Raw genomic sequence first — 17,460 nt, forward strand, 5'->3', positions numbered from 1 at the left:
CGCACGTAAATGAACTGAAACAGCTGGCACTTGCGTTCAAGGGCACGAATGGAGAAGGATGCAGACGAGTGGTGGCAAACCGATATAACGCAGGTGCATCAAGGATGAAATAATTATGACAAATGCGTCTTAGCATTTTTCGTAAGCCAGCTAAGTTATGTCTTCCCTATTTCGTTGCCTTGTTTCCTGGAGTTTTCATGAACACCGCCGCATTGCGCGAGCAGATCCAAAAAGCCCAACAACACGAAAAAGAAACCGGCCTGCTGACCCGTCAGCTGGAAAGCAAGCTGCCTCATTTACACCCGGCGATCCAATTGCCGGAAGCCGACGCCAACGGTGTGCTGACGCGTTTTGTCGCCGCATACATTGATGAAGTGCCAGACCTGCTGGATGCAGCCAATGAAGTTGCCAGGGAAGCGGGAATCGAATCGCAGATCAAACCGGTGCTGAAAATCGCCGAGCAGTATTTCCTCCAGCCGCCAGCCATCATGGCCGGGCACGTTGGCCTGGACAGCCTGCTCGACGAAGCCTATCTGGCGCACCGTTTTGTCGAAGAGGTCAACGACCTGTACATCAAGCATTTCGGCCAGCCACTGATCCCCTTGGACATGACGGTCGCTAACTTGATTGCTCACCAATTGATCGGTGAGGAATTTGCCAACCAACTGGACGAAGCGGTGCATCACGCCATCGACGAGATGCTCAACGACGAGAGTTTTGCCCTGGAATCGGTAGAAGCCTACCGCGGTAAACTCAGCAGCCCGGACACCGGCGCCGCGTGGAAACGCTGGCCGTGCATGGGCCGCCGACTGGGTGTAGGCCTGGAACTGGACCAGCCTGCCGCGTAATCCTCATACGCCATAGATCCAATGTGGGAGCGAGCCTGCTCGCGAATGCGGTCGATCATTCAACATCTCTGTTGGCTGATACATCGCTTTCGCGAGCAGGCTCGCTCCCACAGGGTTTGTATGCACAACGGGTTTTTTAGCCGGCCGCACCGATACCGGTGGTGGTTCGAATCCGTCCCTCAAGCCTGCGCTTCAACCCGCGCGACTCAATCAACAGCTTCGAACCCTTCGCCGCATTCGCCCGGCCCCACTCCTCCAGCAACTCCAGACACGAATGGTCGATGTAGCTCAGGTTATTGAGCGGCACATGCACCGTGGTGCCTTGCGGAATACTGCCCAGCACTTGCGTCAACGCCGGCACTTTGAGGAATGTCGCCGCGCCGACCAGACGCAACTCCATCTCGCCGTCCTGCGGCAGATCGATCAGGCTGATCTTCAATCGCGAAGCCTTGAACGCCAGTTTCAACATCGTCAGACCGAAACCGATCAACACCCCGGTCAACAGGTCAGTGAAGATGATCGCCAGCGCCGTCGCCGCATAGGTGAACATCGGCATCCGCCCATAACGACCCAGACCTCGAAACGCTTTGAGATCGACCAGTTTGAACCCGGTGTACACCAGCACACCCGCCAGACTCGCCACCGGAATGCTTTGCAGCACACTCGACAGCAACAGCACGAACGCCAGCAGCCACAGACCATGGAAGATCGTCGAGTAACGCGTGGTTGCGCCGGCCTGGACGTTGGCCGAACTGCGCACGATCACCCCGGTCATCGGCAGCGCGCCGAGCAGACCGCAGAGCATGTTGCCGACACCTTGCGCCGACAGCTCACGGTCGAAGTCCGAACGCACGCCGCTGTGCATGCGATCCACCGCAGCGGCGGACAACAAGGTTTCGGCGCTGGCGATAAACGCCACGGCGAACGCGGCGATCAGCAGCGTAGGATCGGCCAGGCTGAGCAGGTCCGCCGGTTTCAGCCAGTCAATGGCTTCGGCCAGATTCGCCGGTACTTCAACACGTTTGACCTGCAACGCCAGCAGCAGACTGGCAGCTGTCGCCAGACCCACGCCGAGCAACGCACCCGGAACGAAGCGCAACGAATGTGGGCGAAATTTTTCCCACAACCACATCACCGCAATCGTCGACAGCCCCAACAGCCCGGCCTGCCAGCCGAACGACGGCAAGGCCTGCGCCACAGCCGCCGGGAACGCCGTGAGGTTATCCAGGCCAGAGGGCTTCGGTGACGCATCAAGCATCACATGCACCTGCGACAGCACGATCAACACGCCAATCCCCGCCAGCATCCCGTACACCACCGCTGGCGCCGTGACCCGAAACCAGCAACCGAGCTTCAAGCGCCCGGCCACCAGTTGCAGGAAACCGGCGAGCAGCAGAATCGGCCCCAGCATTTCAATGCCGTGCTGGCGCACCAGTTCAAACACCAACACCGCCAGACCCGCCGCCGGCCCGCTGACCTGCAACGGCGAACCCGCCAGCCAGCCAACCACCAGACCGCCGATGATCCCGGTGATCAGACCTTTGGCCGGTGGCAACCCTGACGCAATCGCGATACCCATGCACAGCGGCAACGCGACCAGAAACACAACCACTGAAGCGAGCAACTCCCGTGGCAACACCGCTTTCAATTGAGCCGCACGCATGGCGATTCTCCCGAAGTTTTCTTCAGGCATGGCTTCGCCGAACCGCTGAAACAGCGGCCGGCGTCAAACCACACAGATGTTTAGGAAGATTTAGAAGCGCGCTTTGGGCGTCGCCACCGGAATCGGATGGCTACCATCGAGCGGCAGGAAACGTCCCTGATCCGCGTCGTAAGCTTTGATTTCGCTGGTTTCGATGTTGTAGACCCAGCCATGGATGAACAGATGACCGTTCGCCATGCGCGAGGCTACCGAAGGATGGGTACGCAAGTGCTGCAATTGGGCGATGACGTTTTCCTCGGTGAGGATCGGCATGCTTTCTTTTTCGTCGGCGCAGTGACAGTTGTCGTGCACCATGGTTTTCGCGACTTCAGCGTGGCGCAGCCAGGCTTTGACCGTCGGCATTTTTTCCAGGCTGTCCGGATTGAGCACCGCACGCATGGCGCCGCAATCGGAGTGGCCGCAGATGATGATGTGCTGCACGCCCAGCGCCAGCACCGCGTATTCGATCGCGGTGGATACGCCGCCGTTCATCTGGCCGTAAGGCGGGACAACGTTGCCGACGTTACGGGTCACGAACAGATCGCCCGGCGAGCTCTGGGTGATCAGTTCAGGGACGATGCGCGAGTCGGCGCAGGTGATGAACATCGCCTTTGGCGCCTGGGCCGTGGCGAGTTTCTTGAAGAGTTCTTCCTGCTGGGGAAAGACCTCATGATGAAAATGCAAAAAGCCGTCTACGATCTGTCGCAGCGCTGCATCGGCGGATTCCGCTTCAGGGGTTTGCGCCGACGCAGCCAACGGCTGTTTATCCTTGTCACTCATGATTCATCCTCTTTGGCGGATTAGGGGAGTCGTTCCCATGTATTCCGGTATGAAGCCAGTGGCTGTTTAAAACATCCGGGTCATCCCGACCCGTCAGTCACTCGATGAACAAGGTAGCCGCCGAAACTTAACTCAAACTTAATCAAACGCTCTAGCACGTGTGTTCCAGGTCACAAAAAACGTGACTGAGTGATTTCGGCGGAAGGATTCCAACCCCTCAACCATAGGCTAATTGTCGCTAAATCAACGACATCTGGCGACCCGGCGGACAGAAGGCAGTGCAATCGAGGTTGTAGCTTTCGCGGTGATTAATGCCCAGACGCTTGATGGCTTTGGCAAATCGTTGCGCGAGCAGGTCGGCGAACACTCCTTCGCCGCGCATGCGCGCGCCGAAACGGCTGTCGTAGAGCTCGCCGCCACGGCTCTGGCGGATCAGGCTCAGCACATGCGCGGCGCGTTGCGGATAGTGCGCCTGAAGCCATTCTTCGAACAGCGGCGCCACTTCCAGCGGCAAGCGCAGCATCATATAGGCAGCGCTTTGTGCTCCGGCCGCGTGGGCTTCGTTAAGCAGGTTTTCGATCTCGCTGTCGTTGATCATCGGAATCATCGGCGAACACAGCACGCCGACCGGTATGCCTGCTTCGCGCATGACCCGAATGGCGCGCAATCGCGCTTTGGGTGCAGCAGCGCGCGGTTCGAGGATGCGTTTGAGCTCGTCATCGAGCGTGGTCAGGCTGATCATCACCGCGACCAGGCGTTGCTCGGCCAACTCAGTCAGCAGGTCGAGATCGCGCAGAATCAGCGAGCCTTTGGTGACGATGGTCACCGGGTGCCGGTAACGCAGCAGCACTTCGAGGGTCTGCCGGGTGATTTTGTGTTCGCGCTCGATCGGCTGATACGGATCGGTGTTGGAGCCCAGATTGATCGGCGCACATTGATAGCCTTTTTTCCCGAGCTGTTCTTCCAGCACTTGGGCGGCGTTGGTCTTGGCGATCAGTCTGGTTTCGAAGTCCAGCCCTGGCGACATGTCCCAGTAAGCGTGGCTGGGCCGTGCGTAGCAATAGATGCAGCCATGCTCGCAGCCACGGTAGGGATTGATCGAGCGGTCGAAGGGCAGATCCGGAGAGGTATTGCGGGTAATGATGGTTTTCGCGGTTTCGATCATCACCTCGGTGCCTTGGGTCAGCGGCACCTCCTGATACCAGCCGTCATCCTCGGCCACCGAACGGTTCGGCGCGAAGCGGTTGTGCGGGTTGCTGGCGGTGCCGCGACCGCGCTGGGGGAGAGGGTTGATCATTGGGCAGGCTCCAGATCTGTATATGCATACAGTACATGAGCAAGCCCGCTGTGATCCAGTACCGTTCAGCGATGGGATACTTGTTGAGTTCCAAAATTTATATATAGGTGCAGAGCCGAAGTACAACCCGAGATACATATGTTCGATTGTCGCGACAAGTTATCAAAGATAGCCTTGGCTACTCCGAGTGGCACTTGTCCGATAACTAAATTAAAAGGATTTAATTCATGTCTTACCTCAATCAACGCGGTGTCTTTGTGCAAATGATGCAACCCAATGCATCGGAACCCAACACCATTGTTTCGATGCAACTGGCACGAAAGGAACTGGGCTGGAACGCCGAACAGGAACTGCCTACCGAGGCGCTGGTCGACTCGATCTACGTAGTGGCGGTGTCCAGCGACCGTGGCAAAACGTTCACTGTTCGCACCAACAAGAAAGATGTGGACGGTGATGGCGATATTGATAACGACGACAAAGCGAAGTTGATTGCACTGGCCAAGGCTTATGTAAGTATCGTTAATCCGTAATTGAAAATGTAAGAATCTCACAGCAAATAAAAATAAAGCCCTGCATGACGACTCATGCAGGGCTTTATTGTTTTAGAAGAAGAGACGGTAAATGGCAGGTGGCCGGTAAAGGACTGGCTGGGCATACACCCTGTCAGCTTTGACAGTAGACCGGAATTCTCGCCAAACCTAATCTCAAGCACGCAATCAATCTGCAGGGTTTCATCCATGGCTATCAGAATACTGCTGGAAATCGCGGATATGGATCGGGATGCAAGTCCGGAAATCGCTTTTTATCACTACAGCGAGGACGCGACCGAAATGATGGATTACGACTATGCGCTTTTTGCTTCGTCGTCGCAGGCCAATGGTCGTTATGACCTGATCTCCGAAGACGCCGTCGATACTGACGGCGATGGCGACATCGACAAATACGACGAGAAGCTTTATCTGCAGCTGGCCGATGCATTTGCGCAGTTTAAAGGCTTTCAGCCCAAGCGTTGATCGGCCGCTGACACCGCACGAAAAGTCGAACCGTGCCAACGGCGTATCAATCACATCCGTCAGTTATGCGTAGTGACTTGCCCCAAATCATCCCCGGAAGTCGTTTGCATATCGTTCTTGCGTAGATTGGCTACATCTTCAGCGTCAACTGGCGCGCCTTTGTTGCCCCAACTGCCACGAATGAAACTCACCACATCCGCCACTTCCTGGTCCGACAGGCGCCAGGCAAAGCCCGGCATGGTGAACGTCGACGGTGCCGTGTGCGTCGCCGGCAACGTACCGCCCCTGAGCACGATGTGAATCAACGAAGTCGGGTCTGCCGATTGCAGCACCGGATTGCCCGCCAGCGCCGGGAACACCCGGGTGTAGCCGTGACCATCGGTGCGGTGGCACGCCGCGCAGTTGTCGATGTACACCGCAGCTCCGCGCTGACTGTCGTCACCGTTCCACAAGGCTTTGGCGGCTTTTTCATCGTACTGATGCGGTTGATCGTTCGGATCAGTGGCCGGCAGTGATTTGAGGTAGCGGGCAATCGCCGTCAGGTCGGCATCGGTCATGTATTGCATGCTGTGGGTGACCACGTCGCTCATGCCGCCGAACACGGCGCTGCGGTCGCTGCGCCCGGTCTTGAGGAACTGCACCAGTTGTTCCTCGTTCCAGCTGCCGAGGCCATCCTTGTGATCGCCGCGCAGACTCTTGGCGATCCAGCCTTCCAGCGGCGCACTGCCGGCGAGAAAGGTTGTGCCGTCAGCCGCACTCAGGGATTTTTCCTGCATGGTCAGCGCGCGTGGCGTATGGCAGGCACCGCAATGGCCGAGGCCTTCGACCAGATACGCGCCACGGCTGATGACGGCGTCGTCACCGACTGCCTTGTAGTCCTCGACCTTCGGCGCAAACATCCAGCGCCAGCCCATCAACGGCCAACGCATGCTCAACGGCCACGGAATGTCGCTGGCCTTGTTTTCCTGCGCCACCGGTTCTACGCCGTGCATGAAGTACGCGTACAACGCTTGCATGTCGGTTTCGCTGACACGCGCGTAGGACGGATACGGCATCGCCGGGTACAACGTACTGCCGTTTTTGGCGACGCCATGGCGTACGGCCTGATCGAAGTCTTCGAAGCTGTATTCACCGACGCCGGTTTTGTCCGGGGTGATGTTGGTCGAGTAAATCGTGCCGATCGGGGTTTCCATCGGCAGGCCACCGGCGAACGGTTTGCCGCCCTTGGCAGTGTGGCAGGCCACACAGTCACCGGCGCGGGCAAGGTATTCGCCCTGTTTGATCAAACTTTGATCAACTTCAGCCGCATGGATTGCGGCACTGCCGAGCAGCGCCAGAGTCGCGATAACGAGATTTTTCATGGTCATCGCTCCTTAAGCCTGAACCAGCGGGCCGGGGTTTTTCAGGTATTGCTCGCGGATCGCCTTCGCCGACCAATAGGTCAGCGCAGCAACCAGCCCGGTCGGGTTGTAACCGAGGCCCTGCGGGAAGGCCGAGGCGCCCGGGACGAAGACGTTGTGCACGTCCCAGCTCTGCAAGTAGCGGTTCAGCGCGCTCTTCTTCGGATCGGTGCCCATGATCGCGCCACCATTGAGGTGGGTGGTCTGGTACGACGCCGTATTGAAGTGGTCGCCGACTTTCTTGCCGATCACCGCGATGGCTTTCGGGCCCATCGCTTCGGCGACCTTGCCCATTTTCTCGACCATGAAGCGGTTCATCTTTATGTCGTTTTCCTGCCAGTCGAAGGTCATCCGCAGCAGCGGCAAGCCGTAGGCGTCGCGGTACACCGGATCGAGATCGAGGTAGTTGCCACGGTAGGACTGATGCGCGCCGTGGGCGTCCATCGACACCTGGTGGGTGTAGTAATCGGCGGTCGCGCGTTTCCAGGCACTGCCCCACGCAGGTGTGCCCGGCGGGTTCGAAGTGCCGGCAATCGGCCGGCTGCCGGCCTGGTTGACCCACATCGGCGAGCCACCGACGAAGCCGTGCGGGCCGTGGTCGAAGTTGTCGGCGTTGAAATCGTCCAGCGCCACGCCGTTGCCGCCGGCGCCGATGAAGTTGTTGGTGTGGGTGTCCTTGTCGAAGAACGCCTTGATGGTCGCCATGTTCTGGTAGGCGAAGTTACGCCCGACCACGCCTTCGCCGCTGATCGGGTCGTATGGCTTGCCGATCCCGGACAGCAGCATCAGACGCACGTTGTGCAACTGGAACGCGCCGAGGATCACCAGATCCGCCGGTTGCTCGATCTCGCGGCCCTGACCGTCGATGTAGGTCACGCCGGTGGCTTTGGATTTGCTGCTGTCGAGATTGACCCGCAACACATGCGAGTTAGGCCGCAGCTCGAAATTCGGCAGCGGCTTGAGCGCCGGCAGAATGTTCACGTTCGGCGAGGCCTTGGAATACATGTAGCAAACGTAACCACTGCAGAAACCGCAGAAGTTGCACGGGCCCATCTGTGCGCCGTAAGGGTTGGTGTAAGGCCCCGAGGTGTTTGCCGAAGGCAAGTTGTAGGGCTTGTAACCGACTTCAGTCGCTGCTTTGCCGAACAGCTGTGCGGAGACTGTGTTTTTCTGCGCTTCCAGCGGGAACGGATTGGAGCGATCCGGCGCGTACGGGTTGCCGCCCTTGCCCTGACCGACCAATTGGCCTTTCACCGTCCAGGCCTGGCCCGAGGTGCCGAAGATTTTTTCGGCGAAATCGAAGAACGGCTCTAGTTCTTCATAGCTGACGCCGAAGTCCTGGATGGTCATGTCCTTGGGGATAAAGCTTTTGCCGTAGCGCTCTTCGTAGTGGCTGCGCATGCGCAACTCGATCGGATCGACCCGGAAGTGCACGCCCGACCAGTGCAGTCCGGCGCCGCCAACACCATTGCCCGGCAGAAACGCGCCCAACTGGCGGTTCGGCAGGGCGATGTCGTTGACGCTGTGGCGAATGGTGACGGTTTCCTTGGAGATGTCCTGAAAGAGTTTTTTGCGCACGCTGTAGGTGAGTTCGTCGATCACCTGCGGATAGTTGCCGTCCGGGTAGGTGTCCTGCATCGGCCCGCGCTCCAGCGCCAGCACGTTGAGACCCGCTTCGGTCAGCTCCTTGGCCATGATCGCGCCGGTCCAGCCGAAGCCCACGATCACTGCGTCAACCTTCTTCATTACCGCTGCCATGCTTACGCCCTCTCGCCGCGAATCGAAACTGCCGGGAAGGGGTATTGCTCGTTACGTTCCACCCAATCCATGAAATCGGCGCGGGCGCCGGGGAAGCCGATCATGGTCCAGCCGACCATGCCTTTGTTGCCACCGTGGATCGGGTCGCAGAAGAACCCTTCCTTGGTGTTTTGCAGCAGCAGATTGAAGAAAATCTTTGCCGGAACCGCATCGAATTGCGGCTTGCCAGCTTCGAGTTGCTTGAGCAAATCGTCTCGGGTAGCGCTGTCTTGCTCGGCAAATACTTTACCGTTGAGGGATTTTGCCCACTGATCCGTGGCGGCGATGCCGAGTCGATAGATCTCTTTGGGCACCAGTTTGCTCTGCCAACCCATTTCCGGAGCGGCGTCGGCATTGAACGGGCCTTGCATGTACCAAAGTGCACCGGCGGCGTACGGCGTGTTCATCTGGCGGTCGATGTATTCCGGGACACCGGCTTCTAGCGCACCCGGACCTTGGGCATCGTTGGGGATCAGCTGTGCGACGGCGGCATTGATGAACGCCCATTCTTCGGCGGTGAAATAGCTCGGCTGATACACGCTGGCATCAGTGCGAACCGGTTGCGGCGCGGGCGCAGCTGGTTTGGCTTCAGGCGCTGCTTGCAAGACGCTGCTGCCCAGACCGGTGCCAGCCAGGGTGACCACCGGTATCAGGGTCAGGGATTTGCGTAAGAACTCACGCCGCGGGTTGTCTCGACTTTCATCAGACATGGGGTGCACCTCATCAGGCATTAGGGGACAGCCGCTTCTGCGAACGGCTTGAGGATTTTTCGTCGCGACGTGACGGTATGACCCGGAAAATGGGGACGCGTCTGCAACATCGTGTGACAAATGGTAGCAGGCTAAGCTTCGGGATGAATCGATTCAGTGGAAAAAAACAGCGGTTTTCCGCATGCCAGTGCATGAAACCGTGCGGATTCACGATTCTTTGACAAGCGCCTCACAGGGCTTTGACCGCTCAACATCGAAGCTGCAGTTCCTCTCACCGATGAACCCCGACACGGTTACCCCAGCATGTCCCGAGTGCGTTTTTTTTCCGCTTTGTGCTTATCGCTATTGGTGCTGTTGCCCTGGATGCCTGCCCAGGCTGCGGCAACTGCGACAGTTCGTCCTGCTGATTGGGCGCAACCGGTCGAAGTGCAATACAACCTGTTCCAGATGTCGCCGACGCTCTATCGCAGCGCCTTGCCCGATGGCGGTGCGGTGCCGTTGCTGAAGAATCTGAAAGTCGCCACGGTGATCAACTTCCTTCCGGAAGCGGACAATAACTGGTTGTCAGAGCCGGGCATCAATCAGGTGCAATTGCCTTACCGCACCAATCATGTCGATGACGCCGATGTGCTCAAGACTCTGCGCGCGATTCAGTCCGCCGAAGCCAACGGTCCGGTGTTGATGCATTGCAAACACGGTTCTGACCGCACCGGCCTGATGGCGGCGATGTACCGGATCGTGGTGCAAGGCTGGAGCAAGGAAGATGCGCTGAATGAAATGACTCAGGGCGGATTTGGAGAAAGCGGTCATTTCAAGGATGGCGTGCGTTATGTGATGCAGGCCGATGTCGACAAGCTGCGCACCGCTCTGGCCAATGGTGATTGCAGCACCAGTGCGTTTGCCACCTGCTCGATGAAGAGCTGGTTTCAGTCAGTCAATCTGAAGTAATCCGCTACCTTCCACGACATTGCATCGTGGAAGGTTTTCAAGCTGCAGCTCAGTCTTCGGATTTCTTCTTGAGCTTCGGATTCGGGAAGAACTGTACTGCCTGCACCGTCTTGTCCGGCGCAGGTTTGTTCAGCGCGCTGGTGTTGACCCGCGTGCCCAGTTCTTTCGGTACCGACAGCCCTTGCTCGTTTAGCGTATCCGAGTAACCGCAGGCCACACATTCGCGGTGCGGCACGCCGTCCTCGTTCCACATCATCAACTTGTCCGGCTCGCTACACGCGGGGCAGACCGCCCCGGCGATAAAGCGTTTCTTGGTAATCACAGGTGCCTCACTCATGCTGCCGCGTCCTCACTCAGGCCGCTGTGGCGCAAGAGTGCGTCAATCGATGGCTCACGGCCACGGAAGTCGACGAACAGCACCATCGGCGCCTGCGAACCGCCGCGCGCGAGAATCGCTTCACGGAAGGCCCGACCGGTTTCAGCGTTGAGCACGCCGTCCTCTTCAAACTTGGAGAAGGCATCCGCCGACAGCACTTCAGCCCACTTGTAGCTGTAGTAACCCGCCGCGTAACCGCCGGCAAAGATGTGCGCGAAGCTGTTCGGGAAACGGTTATAGGCCGGTGGACGCATCACCGACACCTCGTCACGCACGCCTTCGAGCACTTGCAGCACGCTGCGGCCGTCGCCGTGGGTGGCGTGCAGTTCGAAGTCGAACAGCGAGAACTCCAACTGACGGACCATCATCAGGCCGGACTGGAAATTCTTCGCCGCGAGCATTTTTTCCAGCAGGTCCTGGGGCAGCGGCTCGCCGCTTTCGTAGTGACCGGAAATCAGTGCGAGGCCTTCCGGCTCCCAGCACCAGTTTTCCATGAACTGGCTCGGCAGCTCGACCGCGTCCCATGCCACACCGTTGATCCCGGAAACGCCGGCGTGATCAACGCGGGTCAGCAGGTGATGCAGGCCATGACCGAATTCGTGGAACAGCGTGGTCACTTCATCGTGGGTCAGCAGCGCAGGCTTGCCGCTGTCGGCCGGGGTGAAGTTGCACACCAGATTGGCCACCGGGCTTTGCAGCACGCCGTCGACGGTGCGGCGACGGTCGCGGGCGCCATCCATCCAGGCACCGCCACGCTTGTTGGCGCGGGCGTAGAGATCGAAGAAAAAGCGGCCGACGTGCTGGCCGTTTTCCTTGATTTCGAACAGGCGCACGTCCGGATGCCAGGTGTCGAAACCTTTCTGTTCAGCGATTTCGATGCCGTACAGACGCTGCACGATGGCGAACAGACCGCCCAGCACTTTGTCGATCGGGAAGTAGGCGCGCAGGGTTTCCTGAGCAACGCTGTAGCGTTGTTCACGCAGCTTTTCACCGTAGAAACCGCTGTCCCAGCTTTGCAGGTCGGCGCAGCCCTGTTCGGCGGCGTAGGCGCGCAGCTGTTGCAGATCCTGCGCAGCGAACGGCTTGCTGCGCTTGGCCAGATCGCGCAGGAAGCTCAGCACCTGATCGCTGGATTCAGCCATTTTGGTGGCCAGGCTCAGCTCGGAGAAACTGGCGAAGCCCAACAGTTTGGCCAGTTCCTGACGCAGGTCGAGGATCTCTTCCATCACCGGGCCGTTGTCGTTCTGACCGGCGTTCGGACCTTGGTCCGAGGCGCGGGTGCAGTAAGCGGCATAGACTTCTTCGCGCAGCGCGCGGTCTTGCGCGTAGGTCATCACCGCGTAGTAGCTCGGGAATTCCAGGGTGATCAGCCAGCCGTCGAGGCCTTTGGCCTGTGCGGCAGCAGCCATTTGCGCCTTGGCTGAATCGGTCAGGCCGGCGAGGGCGGCTTCGTCGGTGACGTGCTTGGTCCACGCCTGAGTGGCGTCGAGCAGTTGATTGGAGAAACGGCTGCCCAGCTCGGACAGTTTGCTCTGCACTTCGGCGTAGCGTTTCTGTTCGGCTTCCGGCAGATCGATACCCGACAGACGGAAATCACGCAGGGCGTGTTCCAGAATAGTCTTTTGCGCCACGTCGAAACCGGCGGCTTCCGGGCTGTTGGCCAGCGCTTCATAAGCCTGGAACAGCTCGCGGTTCTGGCCCATCTCGGTGGAGTAGGCGCTCAAAGCCGGCAGGCATGACTCGTAGGCTTCACGCAATTCGGCGCTGTTGCACACGGCATTGAGGTGGCTGACCGGGCTCCAGGCAGCGCCGAGGCGGTCATTGAGTTCGTCCATCGCCAGTACCAGACCGGCCCAAGTCGGGTTCTGAACCTGAGTCTTGAGGATTTCGGCAATGGCGGCGCGGTTGTCGGCCAGGATCGTTTCGATGGCGGGCAGGACGTGTTCGGCACGGATCGTGGAGAACGGCGGCAGGTCGTAGGACTGCAGAAGAGGGTTGTTCACGCTCACGGTTGGCACCTTGGCTGGGGAAACATTGCCCCATCTTAATTACAATCGGCATTCACCGCAGCTATCGGCGACAGAGAGAGAAATTATCGTGTCCGTTCGCAAGTACCAGAATCACACCCCGCACTTGAACAAAGGCGCGTTTGTCGACGGCTCGGCGGTGGTTATCGGCGACGTCGAAATCGGCGAAGACAGCTCTGTCTGGCCGCTGACCGTGATCCGTGGCGACATGCACCGTATCCGTATCGGTGCGCGCACCAGCGTGCAGGACGGCTGCGTGTTGCACATCACCCACGCCGGCCCGTTCAACCCCGACGGCTTCCCGCTGCTGATCGGCGATGACGTCACCATCGCCCACAAAGTCATGCTGCACGGCTGTACCGTCGGCAGCCGCGTGTTGATCGGCATGGGCTGCATCGTCATGGACGGCGCGGTGGTCGAGGACGACGTGATCATCGGCGCCGGCAGCCTGGTGCCTCCGGGCAAGCGTCTGCAAAGTGGCTTCCTCTATGTGGGTAGCCCGGTGAAACAGGTGCGAGAACTCACCGACAAGGAAAAAGCTTTCTTCACCTACAGCGCGGCGAACTACGTGAAACTCAAGGACCTGCATCTGGCCGAAGGCTACGACCAGCTCTGAATCGCCTTACACCTGCTCAGGATTTCTCATGCATTACCAGACCGTACTGTTCGACCTTGATGGCACCCTGACCGACCCGCGTGAGGGCATCACCCGTTCCATCCAGTTCGCCCTCGCCAAGCTCGGCATCGATGAGCCGGATCTGACCAAGCTGGAACACTTCATCGGCCCGCCGTTATTGCAGGCGTTCATGCAGTTTTACGGATTCGATGAGGCCAAGGCATGGCAGGCGGTGAATTTCTATCGCGAGCGCTTCAAAGTGACGGGCCTGTACGAGAACCGTGTGTTCGATGGTGTCACGCCGTTGCTGGAAACCCTCAGTGGCCAAGGCCGGCAGCTGTATATCGCCACTTCGAAGCCGTGGGAATTTGCCCGCGAGATCGCCCGGCATTTTGATTTTGCCCGGCACTTCAAGGTGATCTACGGCAGTGAGCTGGATGGCACGCGGACCAACAAGGTTGAGTTGATTGCGCATCTGATCGAGGAAGAAGGGCTGGATCCTGCGGATACGCTGATGATCGGTGACCGTAAGCATGACTTGATCGGGGCGCGCAGCAATGGGCTGGATGCGGCGGCGGTCGGTTATGGGTTTGGCAGTTTTGAAGAGTTGAGTGCCGAGGCGCCGGCTTATCATTTTGAAACGCTGGACGAGTTGCATCAGGCGTTTCTGCAGCGCTGATTAGATTGCTATCGCGAGCAGGCTCACTCCTGCATGTGGAACGCATTCCCCTGTAGGAGTGAGCCTGCTCGCGATGACGCCCTTTCAGCCACCTCAGACTTCCGGATATGCCAACGCTTTCAGTGCCGCCTTGCGCTCAGCGGCCGGCAGCCCACCCAACCGCTCTACCTCAGCATAAAACTTCAGCCAATCTCCCCCGACCTTTTTGAATAGTGTCGAAAACGCGGGGACCCACTGGTCATAAAGCCCAAACGGCAACAACCGCGCATTGTTCAGCGGCGCATTCACCCAAGCGTCATAACGCTTGTCCCCGGACCACTGACTGTCCCTCATCAGCCGATAATCCCGGCGAAACTGCTCGAACTCGGCCGCTTTTCGCTCGCGCATTTGCTCAACCGGCATTGACTGCACGTAAAGCTTCTCCAGCCGTGAACGGGTATCGAGGACCAATTCAATAAACTGATCGCGCTGCTTCAGCCGTGAATCGGTATCCGCCGGCAACCCGCGAAACGCCCGCCACTGCCGCGTGCCTTCCTGCTCGACAAACGTGGCAAAGGACTCGTTGAACTCGGTGTCGTCCTTCACATAGAAACGCTGGTGCGCCAGCTCATGAAAGATCAGCGTGGCCAGGCGCTCATCACCCCAGCCCATCATTGAATTGAGGATCGGGTCGTTGAACCAGCCGAGCGTCGAGTAGGCCTCGACACCGCCAATCGACACGTCCATACCCTGCAAGCGCTGGATCGCTGCCTCGCCGCGCGCGGCGCTCTGGCTGTAATAACCGCGATAGGCCACGCAGCCGGCAATCGGGAAACAATGGTTCTGCGGTGTCAGGGAGAACTCTTGAGTGGCGAACACATTCCACACCACGTACGGGCGATGGATGTCGGCGTACAGGCGATAGCTCTGGTTATCCGGCAAATGCAGATGTTCACTCGCAAAGGCGCGGGCCTTTTGCGCTTGCGCCAGGTGTTCGCGCAGTGTCGCGTCGCGGCTCGAATCGTTGATCACCTTTTCCACAGGCTCGCGCGCCCGCAGCAATTGCAGTTGGCCGCTGGCCAACTGCGTGTAATAGCTGACGCTGGCGCAACCGTTGAGCAACAAAAACAACACACCCGGAAACAAAATCCGAAAAACGCGATCAAGTAACCCAAGGCTTGGAAACGGCCTGCTCAAAATAAGAAATCCCCCGGAGAGTCTGCCCGCAAGACTATCCCGCCTTAAGGAGCACCGCTATGCGCATGTTGATGCTGTCAGGAGGCCTGCTGACGCTGGCCGGTTGTGCCGGATTCGGAATGCCCGATCCTGACCCTTCGCAAGCCTGGATCGATCTGGATGCCCGGCAGCAGGACACGGCGCTGCAAGCGCTGCAGGTCGATACCCAAGCGACTGCCGACAAACGCTACTTCGAAGTACAGCCCGGCAGCCATGAGTTGAAGGTGCGTTATCAATTTCCGGTCGAGGCGACCAACATCGGTCCCGACGCTGAGCCGCTGTGGCGCGATTGCCAGTTGAGCGTGAAATTCAAGGACTTCAACGCCGGCCAGCGTTATCAGTTGCAGGCCGGCAGTATTGGTTTCCGGCCTTGGGCCAAGCTCTATGACGAGCAGCGCAAAGTGGTAGGCCAAGGCACGCCGGCAGGCTGTCAGCGCACCTGAACGGCGCTATGCTGAGTATTCAGATCAGTGGATATTCGTCATGCGCCAGTTGCTGTTGTTGCTCGTTGCCAGTCTTGTGGCCGGTTGTCAGACGCCATTGCCCCCGGTCGATCCGCAGATGGCCTGGGTCGATTTTTCGACGCCGACACCCGGCGGTAAAGTGCTCATGGCCGAGCGCCTCGACAAACAGCGACTGAATGACGGGCGCTACTTTCAGGTCACGCCGGGCAGCCACGAATTGCGCGTGCGGTTTGATTTCGAAGTGTTTGGTGGTGGCGGCAGTTTGATGAACGGCCCGGTAGAGCGGTTGTGTTACCTGTACATCCGCTACGACCATTTCGAGGCCGGGCAGCGTTATGTGCTGGAAGGGCGTTCGCTGGGGTTCACACCGAGCGCCCGGCTGTATAACGCCAAGCGAGAAATCGTCGCCGAGGATTACGACTACAACTGCATTATCTAGTCAGGTTCAGCGATCGTTCTTCTGATAAATGATCGCTTTGGTGCCGTTGTCGCAGGTGCCGACGACCATCGCCACATCGTGTTTGTCGGCCTCTTCCTTGCTGACGATTTCCAGCGTGTAAGACGGCACGGCGTTGGCCTGAATTTTTACTTCGATTTCGTTCTTCAGTTCTTCGCAATCTTTGGGTGCTGCAATGACAGAAGTGGCCAGTGCACTGCAGAGGATCGCCAAGCCAATACGTTTCATGAGTGAAGCTCCCTGAGGCAGCGCGCACGGGTGTGCGCTGAAGCTGCTGTCATTTATTCGACCATATTTTTACAGCGAGGGTTCTGACTTCGCTCACAACTTGTGTTTTTGGTTTCAAACCTGTGTCGATCTCGAGATCGCCTTCGCGAGCAAGCTCGCTCCCACAATGTTCCGGTTTAGTCAGAACCAATGTGGGAGCGAGCTTGCTCGCGAAGGCGTCGGTAAAGCCAGCGCCTGTTTCGAAGCTTAAGAAATCAGCGAAGCCTCAAGCGTAATCTTCGCATTCAGCACTTTCGAGACCGGGCACCCTTCCTTGGCCTTGTTGCTCAGCTCTTCAAACTGCTCCTGCGTCGCTCCAGGGATTTTCGCCTTGAGGATCAGCTTCACCGCAGTGATCGCGAACCCGCCATCCACCTGATCCAGGGTCACTTCAGCCTGAGTATCAATGCTGTCAGCCTTCAGGCCCGCATCGCCGAGAATCATCGAAAACGCCATGGAAAAACAACCGGCATGCGCGGCGCCGATCAGCTCTTCCGGGTTAGTGCCCTTACCGCCCTCAAAGCGCGCCTTGAAGCCGTAAGGGGCTTCTCTGAGGACACCGGTTTCGGTGGAGATCGAGCCGATACCGGTTTTCAGATCGCCTGCCCAATGTGCGGATGCTTTCTTCACGATAGCCATGTCTGCCTCCTCAAGATCTGACGCGGAAACGCCGCGTCGTCGTGGTTTTTGCTTGCAAGGCTTCTGAGGATAGACGCCGCAGCAAAGTTCAGCCCGGCTGAATCGTTGACTTTTTTAGTAGGAAATTTCATCACTGCTATTGAAACTCGGGTATATGCCCTCATTGCACAAAACACGCTTATGGATTCGGCAGGTTTTCGTTTGCAAGAAGAACCTGCCTCCTCA

General features: G+C 58.5%; 19 protein-coding genes. 8 read left to right on the forward strand and 11 right to left on the reverse strand.

Features of this window, described 5'->3' with window-relative positions:
- The first annotated feature begins 197 nt into the window (after positions 1 to 197).
- Entirely contained in the window at positions 198 to 848 is a 651-nt protein-coding gene (locus AB4O01_RS20760; RefSeq protein ID WP_093429493.1) for a hypothetical protein, read from the forward strand.
- Between the two features lie 136 nt (positions 849 to 984).
- Here the strand turns inward: AB4O01_RS20760 and AB4O01_RS20765 are convergent, their stop codons facing one another.
- The 3 genes from AB4O01_RS20765 to AB4O01_RS20775 all read right to left on the reverse strand — a co-directional run bounded on the left by AB4O01_RS20765 (position 985) and on the right by AB4O01_RS20775 (position 4,627).
- Positions 985 to 2,511: a SulP family inorganic anion transporter gene (locus AB4O01_RS20765; RefSeq protein ID WP_099757633.1), complete on the reverse strand. Its 1,527-nt coding sequence runs from the start codon at positions 2,509 to 2,511 to the stop codon at positions 985 to 987.
- A gap of 90 nt (positions 2,512 to 2,601) precedes the next feature.
- Positions 2,602 to 3,330 carry a carbonic anhydrase gene (locus AB4O01_RS20770; protein ID WP_064116616.1) on the reverse strand — a complete coding sequence of 243 codons (729 nt, stop codon included), beginning with the start codon at positions 3,328 to 3,330 and terminating at the stop codon, positions 2,602 to 2,604.
- 238 nt (positions 3,331 to 3,568) lie between these two features.
- Positions 3,569 to 4,627, reverse strand: a complete 1,059-nt coding sequence (locus AB4O01_RS20775) for a PA0069 family radical SAM protein (RefSeq protein WP_093429491.1) — start codon at positions 4,625 to 4,627, stop codon at positions 3,569 to 3,571.
- Between the two features lie 227 nt (positions 4,628 to 4,854).
- Between AB4O01_RS20775 and AB4O01_RS20780 the strand changes: the two genes are divergently transcribed.
- Together AB4O01_RS20780 and AB4O01_RS20785 are read left to right on the forward strand one after the other, a co-directional pair.
- Complete coding sequence (locus AB4O01_RS20780) at positions 4,855 to 5,157, forward strand: hypothetical protein (RefSeq protein ID WP_095049528.1); 303 nt, start codon at positions 4,855 to 4,857, stop codon at positions 5,155 to 5,157.
- Positions 5,158 to 5,364: 207 nt separating this feature from the next.
- Positions 5,365 to 5,640: a hypothetical protein gene (locus AB4O01_RS20785; RefSeq protein ID WP_460089388.1), complete on the forward strand. Its 276-nt coding sequence runs from the start codon at positions 5,365 to 5,367 to the stop codon at positions 5,638 to 5,640.
- Positions 5,641 to 5,699: 59 nt separating this feature from the next.
- On the opposite strand, the gene AB4O01_RS20790 is transcribed toward AB4O01_RS20785, so the two are convergent.
- From AB4O01_RS20790 to AB4O01_RS20800, 3 genes are read right to left on the reverse strand one after another with little or no spacing between them, the layout of a single operon-like run.
- A complete protein-coding gene (locus AB4O01_RS20790; protein ID WP_460089390.1) occupies positions 5,700 to 7,001 on the reverse strand; it encodes a c-type cytochrome in 1,302 nt (433 codons plus the stop codon).
- 12 nt (positions 7,002 to 7,013) lie between these two features.
- Positions 7,014 to 8,798: a GMC family oxidoreductase gene (locus tag AB4O01_RS20795; RefSeq protein WP_460089392.1), complete on the reverse strand. Its 1,785-nt coding sequence runs from the start codon at positions 8,796 to 8,798 to the stop codon at positions 7,014 to 7,016.
- A 2-nt stretch (positions 8,799 to 8,800) separates the two neighbouring features.
- A complete protein-coding gene (locus AB4O01_RS20800) occupies positions 8,801 to 9,547 on the reverse strand; it encodes a gluconate 2-dehydrogenase subunit 3 family protein (RefSeq protein WP_460089393.1) in 747 nt (248 codons plus the stop codon).
- Between the two features lie 303 nt (positions 9,548 to 9,850).
- On the opposite strand from AB4O01_RS20800, the gene AB4O01_RS20805 reads away from it, so the two are divergent.
- Positions 9,851 to 10,495 (forward strand): dual specificity protein phosphatase family protein, encoded by a 645-nt coding sequence (locus AB4O01_RS20805; RefSeq protein ID WP_093429486.1) that lies wholly within the window; start codon positions 9,851 to 9,853, stop codon positions 10,493 to 10,495.
- Positions 10,496 to 10,544: 49 nt separating this feature from the next.
- Here the strand turns inward: AB4O01_RS20805 and AB4O01_RS20810 are convergent, their stop codons facing one another.
- Together AB4O01_RS20810 and prlC are read right to left on the reverse strand one after the other, a co-directional pair.
- Entirely contained in the window at positions 10,545 to 10,832 is a 288-nt protein-coding gene (locus AB4O01_RS20810; protein WP_093429485.1) for a YheV family putative zinc ribbon protein, read from the reverse strand.
- Positions 10,829 to 12,880, reverse strand: coding sequence for an oligopeptidase A (gene prlC, locus AB4O01_RS20815; protein WP_095113094.1), 2,052 nt, complete (start codon positions 12,878 to 12,880; stop codon positions 10,829 to 10,831). The genes AB4O01_RS20810 and prlC overlap by 4 nt, the downstream gene beginning before the upstream one ends.
- A gap of 88 nt (positions 12,881 to 12,968) precedes the next feature.
- On the opposite strand from prlC, the gene AB4O01_RS20820 reads away from it, so the two are divergent.
- Both AB4O01_RS20820 and AB4O01_RS20825 read left to right on the forward strand, forming a co-directional pair.
- Complete coding sequence (locus AB4O01_RS20820) at positions 12,969 to 13,514, forward strand: gamma carbonic anhydrase family protein (protein ID WP_460089395.1); 546 nt, start codon at positions 12,969 to 12,971, stop codon at positions 13,512 to 13,514.
- A gap of 28 nt (positions 13,515 to 13,542) precedes the next feature.
- The gene (locus tag AB4O01_RS20825; protein ID WP_093429482.1) at positions 13,543 to 14,193 is read left to right on the forward strand and encodes an HAD family hydrolase; all 651 of its coding nucleotides are present in this window, start codon (positions 13,543 to 13,545) and stop codon (positions 14,191 to 14,193) included.
- A gap of 93 nt (positions 14,194 to 14,286) precedes the next feature.
- Here the strand turns inward: AB4O01_RS20825 and AB4O01_RS20830 are convergent, their stop codons facing one another.
- Complete coding sequence (locus tag AB4O01_RS20830) at positions 14,287 to 15,369, reverse strand: aminopeptidase (protein ID WP_460089396.1); 1,083 nt, start codon at positions 15,367 to 15,369, stop codon at positions 14,287 to 14,289.
- 59 nt (positions 15,370 to 15,428) lie between these two features.
- Here AB4O01_RS20830 and AB4O01_RS20835 point away from each other — a divergent pair, with 59 nt between their 5' ends.
- Together AB4O01_RS20835 and AB4O01_RS20840 are read left to right on the forward strand one after the other, a co-directional pair.
- Positions 15,429 to 15,851 carry a PA0061/PA0062 family lipoprotein gene (locus AB4O01_RS20835; RefSeq protein WP_034152270.1) on the forward strand — a complete coding sequence of 141 codons (423 nt, stop codon included), beginning with the start codon at positions 15,429 to 15,431 and terminating at the stop codon, positions 15,849 to 15,851.
- A 40-nt stretch (positions 15,852 to 15,891) separates the two neighbouring features.
- Positions 15,892 to 16,311, forward strand: a complete 420-nt coding sequence (locus tag AB4O01_RS20840) for a PA0061/PA0062 family lipoprotein (protein WP_093429480.1) — start codon at positions 15,892 to 15,894, stop codon at positions 16,309 to 16,311.
- Between the two features lie 6 nt (positions 16,312 to 16,317).
- Here the strand turns inward: AB4O01_RS20840 and AB4O01_RS20845 are convergent, their stop codons facing one another.
- Entirely contained in the window at positions 16,318 to 16,557 is a 240-nt protein-coding gene (locus AB4O01_RS20845; RefSeq protein WP_099757641.1) for a DUF1161 domain-containing protein, read from the reverse strand.
- Between the two features lie 246 nt (positions 16,558 to 16,803).
- On the reverse strand, positions 16,804 to 17,235 hold the full coding sequence (locus AB4O01_RS20850) for an OsmC family protein (RefSeq protein WP_093429478.1): 432 nt from the start codon (positions 17,233 to 17,235) through the stop codon (positions 16,804 to 16,806).
- Positions 17,236 to 17,460 lie beyond the last annotated feature (225 nt).

Source organism: Pseudomonas sp. S2_E02 (assembly GCF_054668355.1).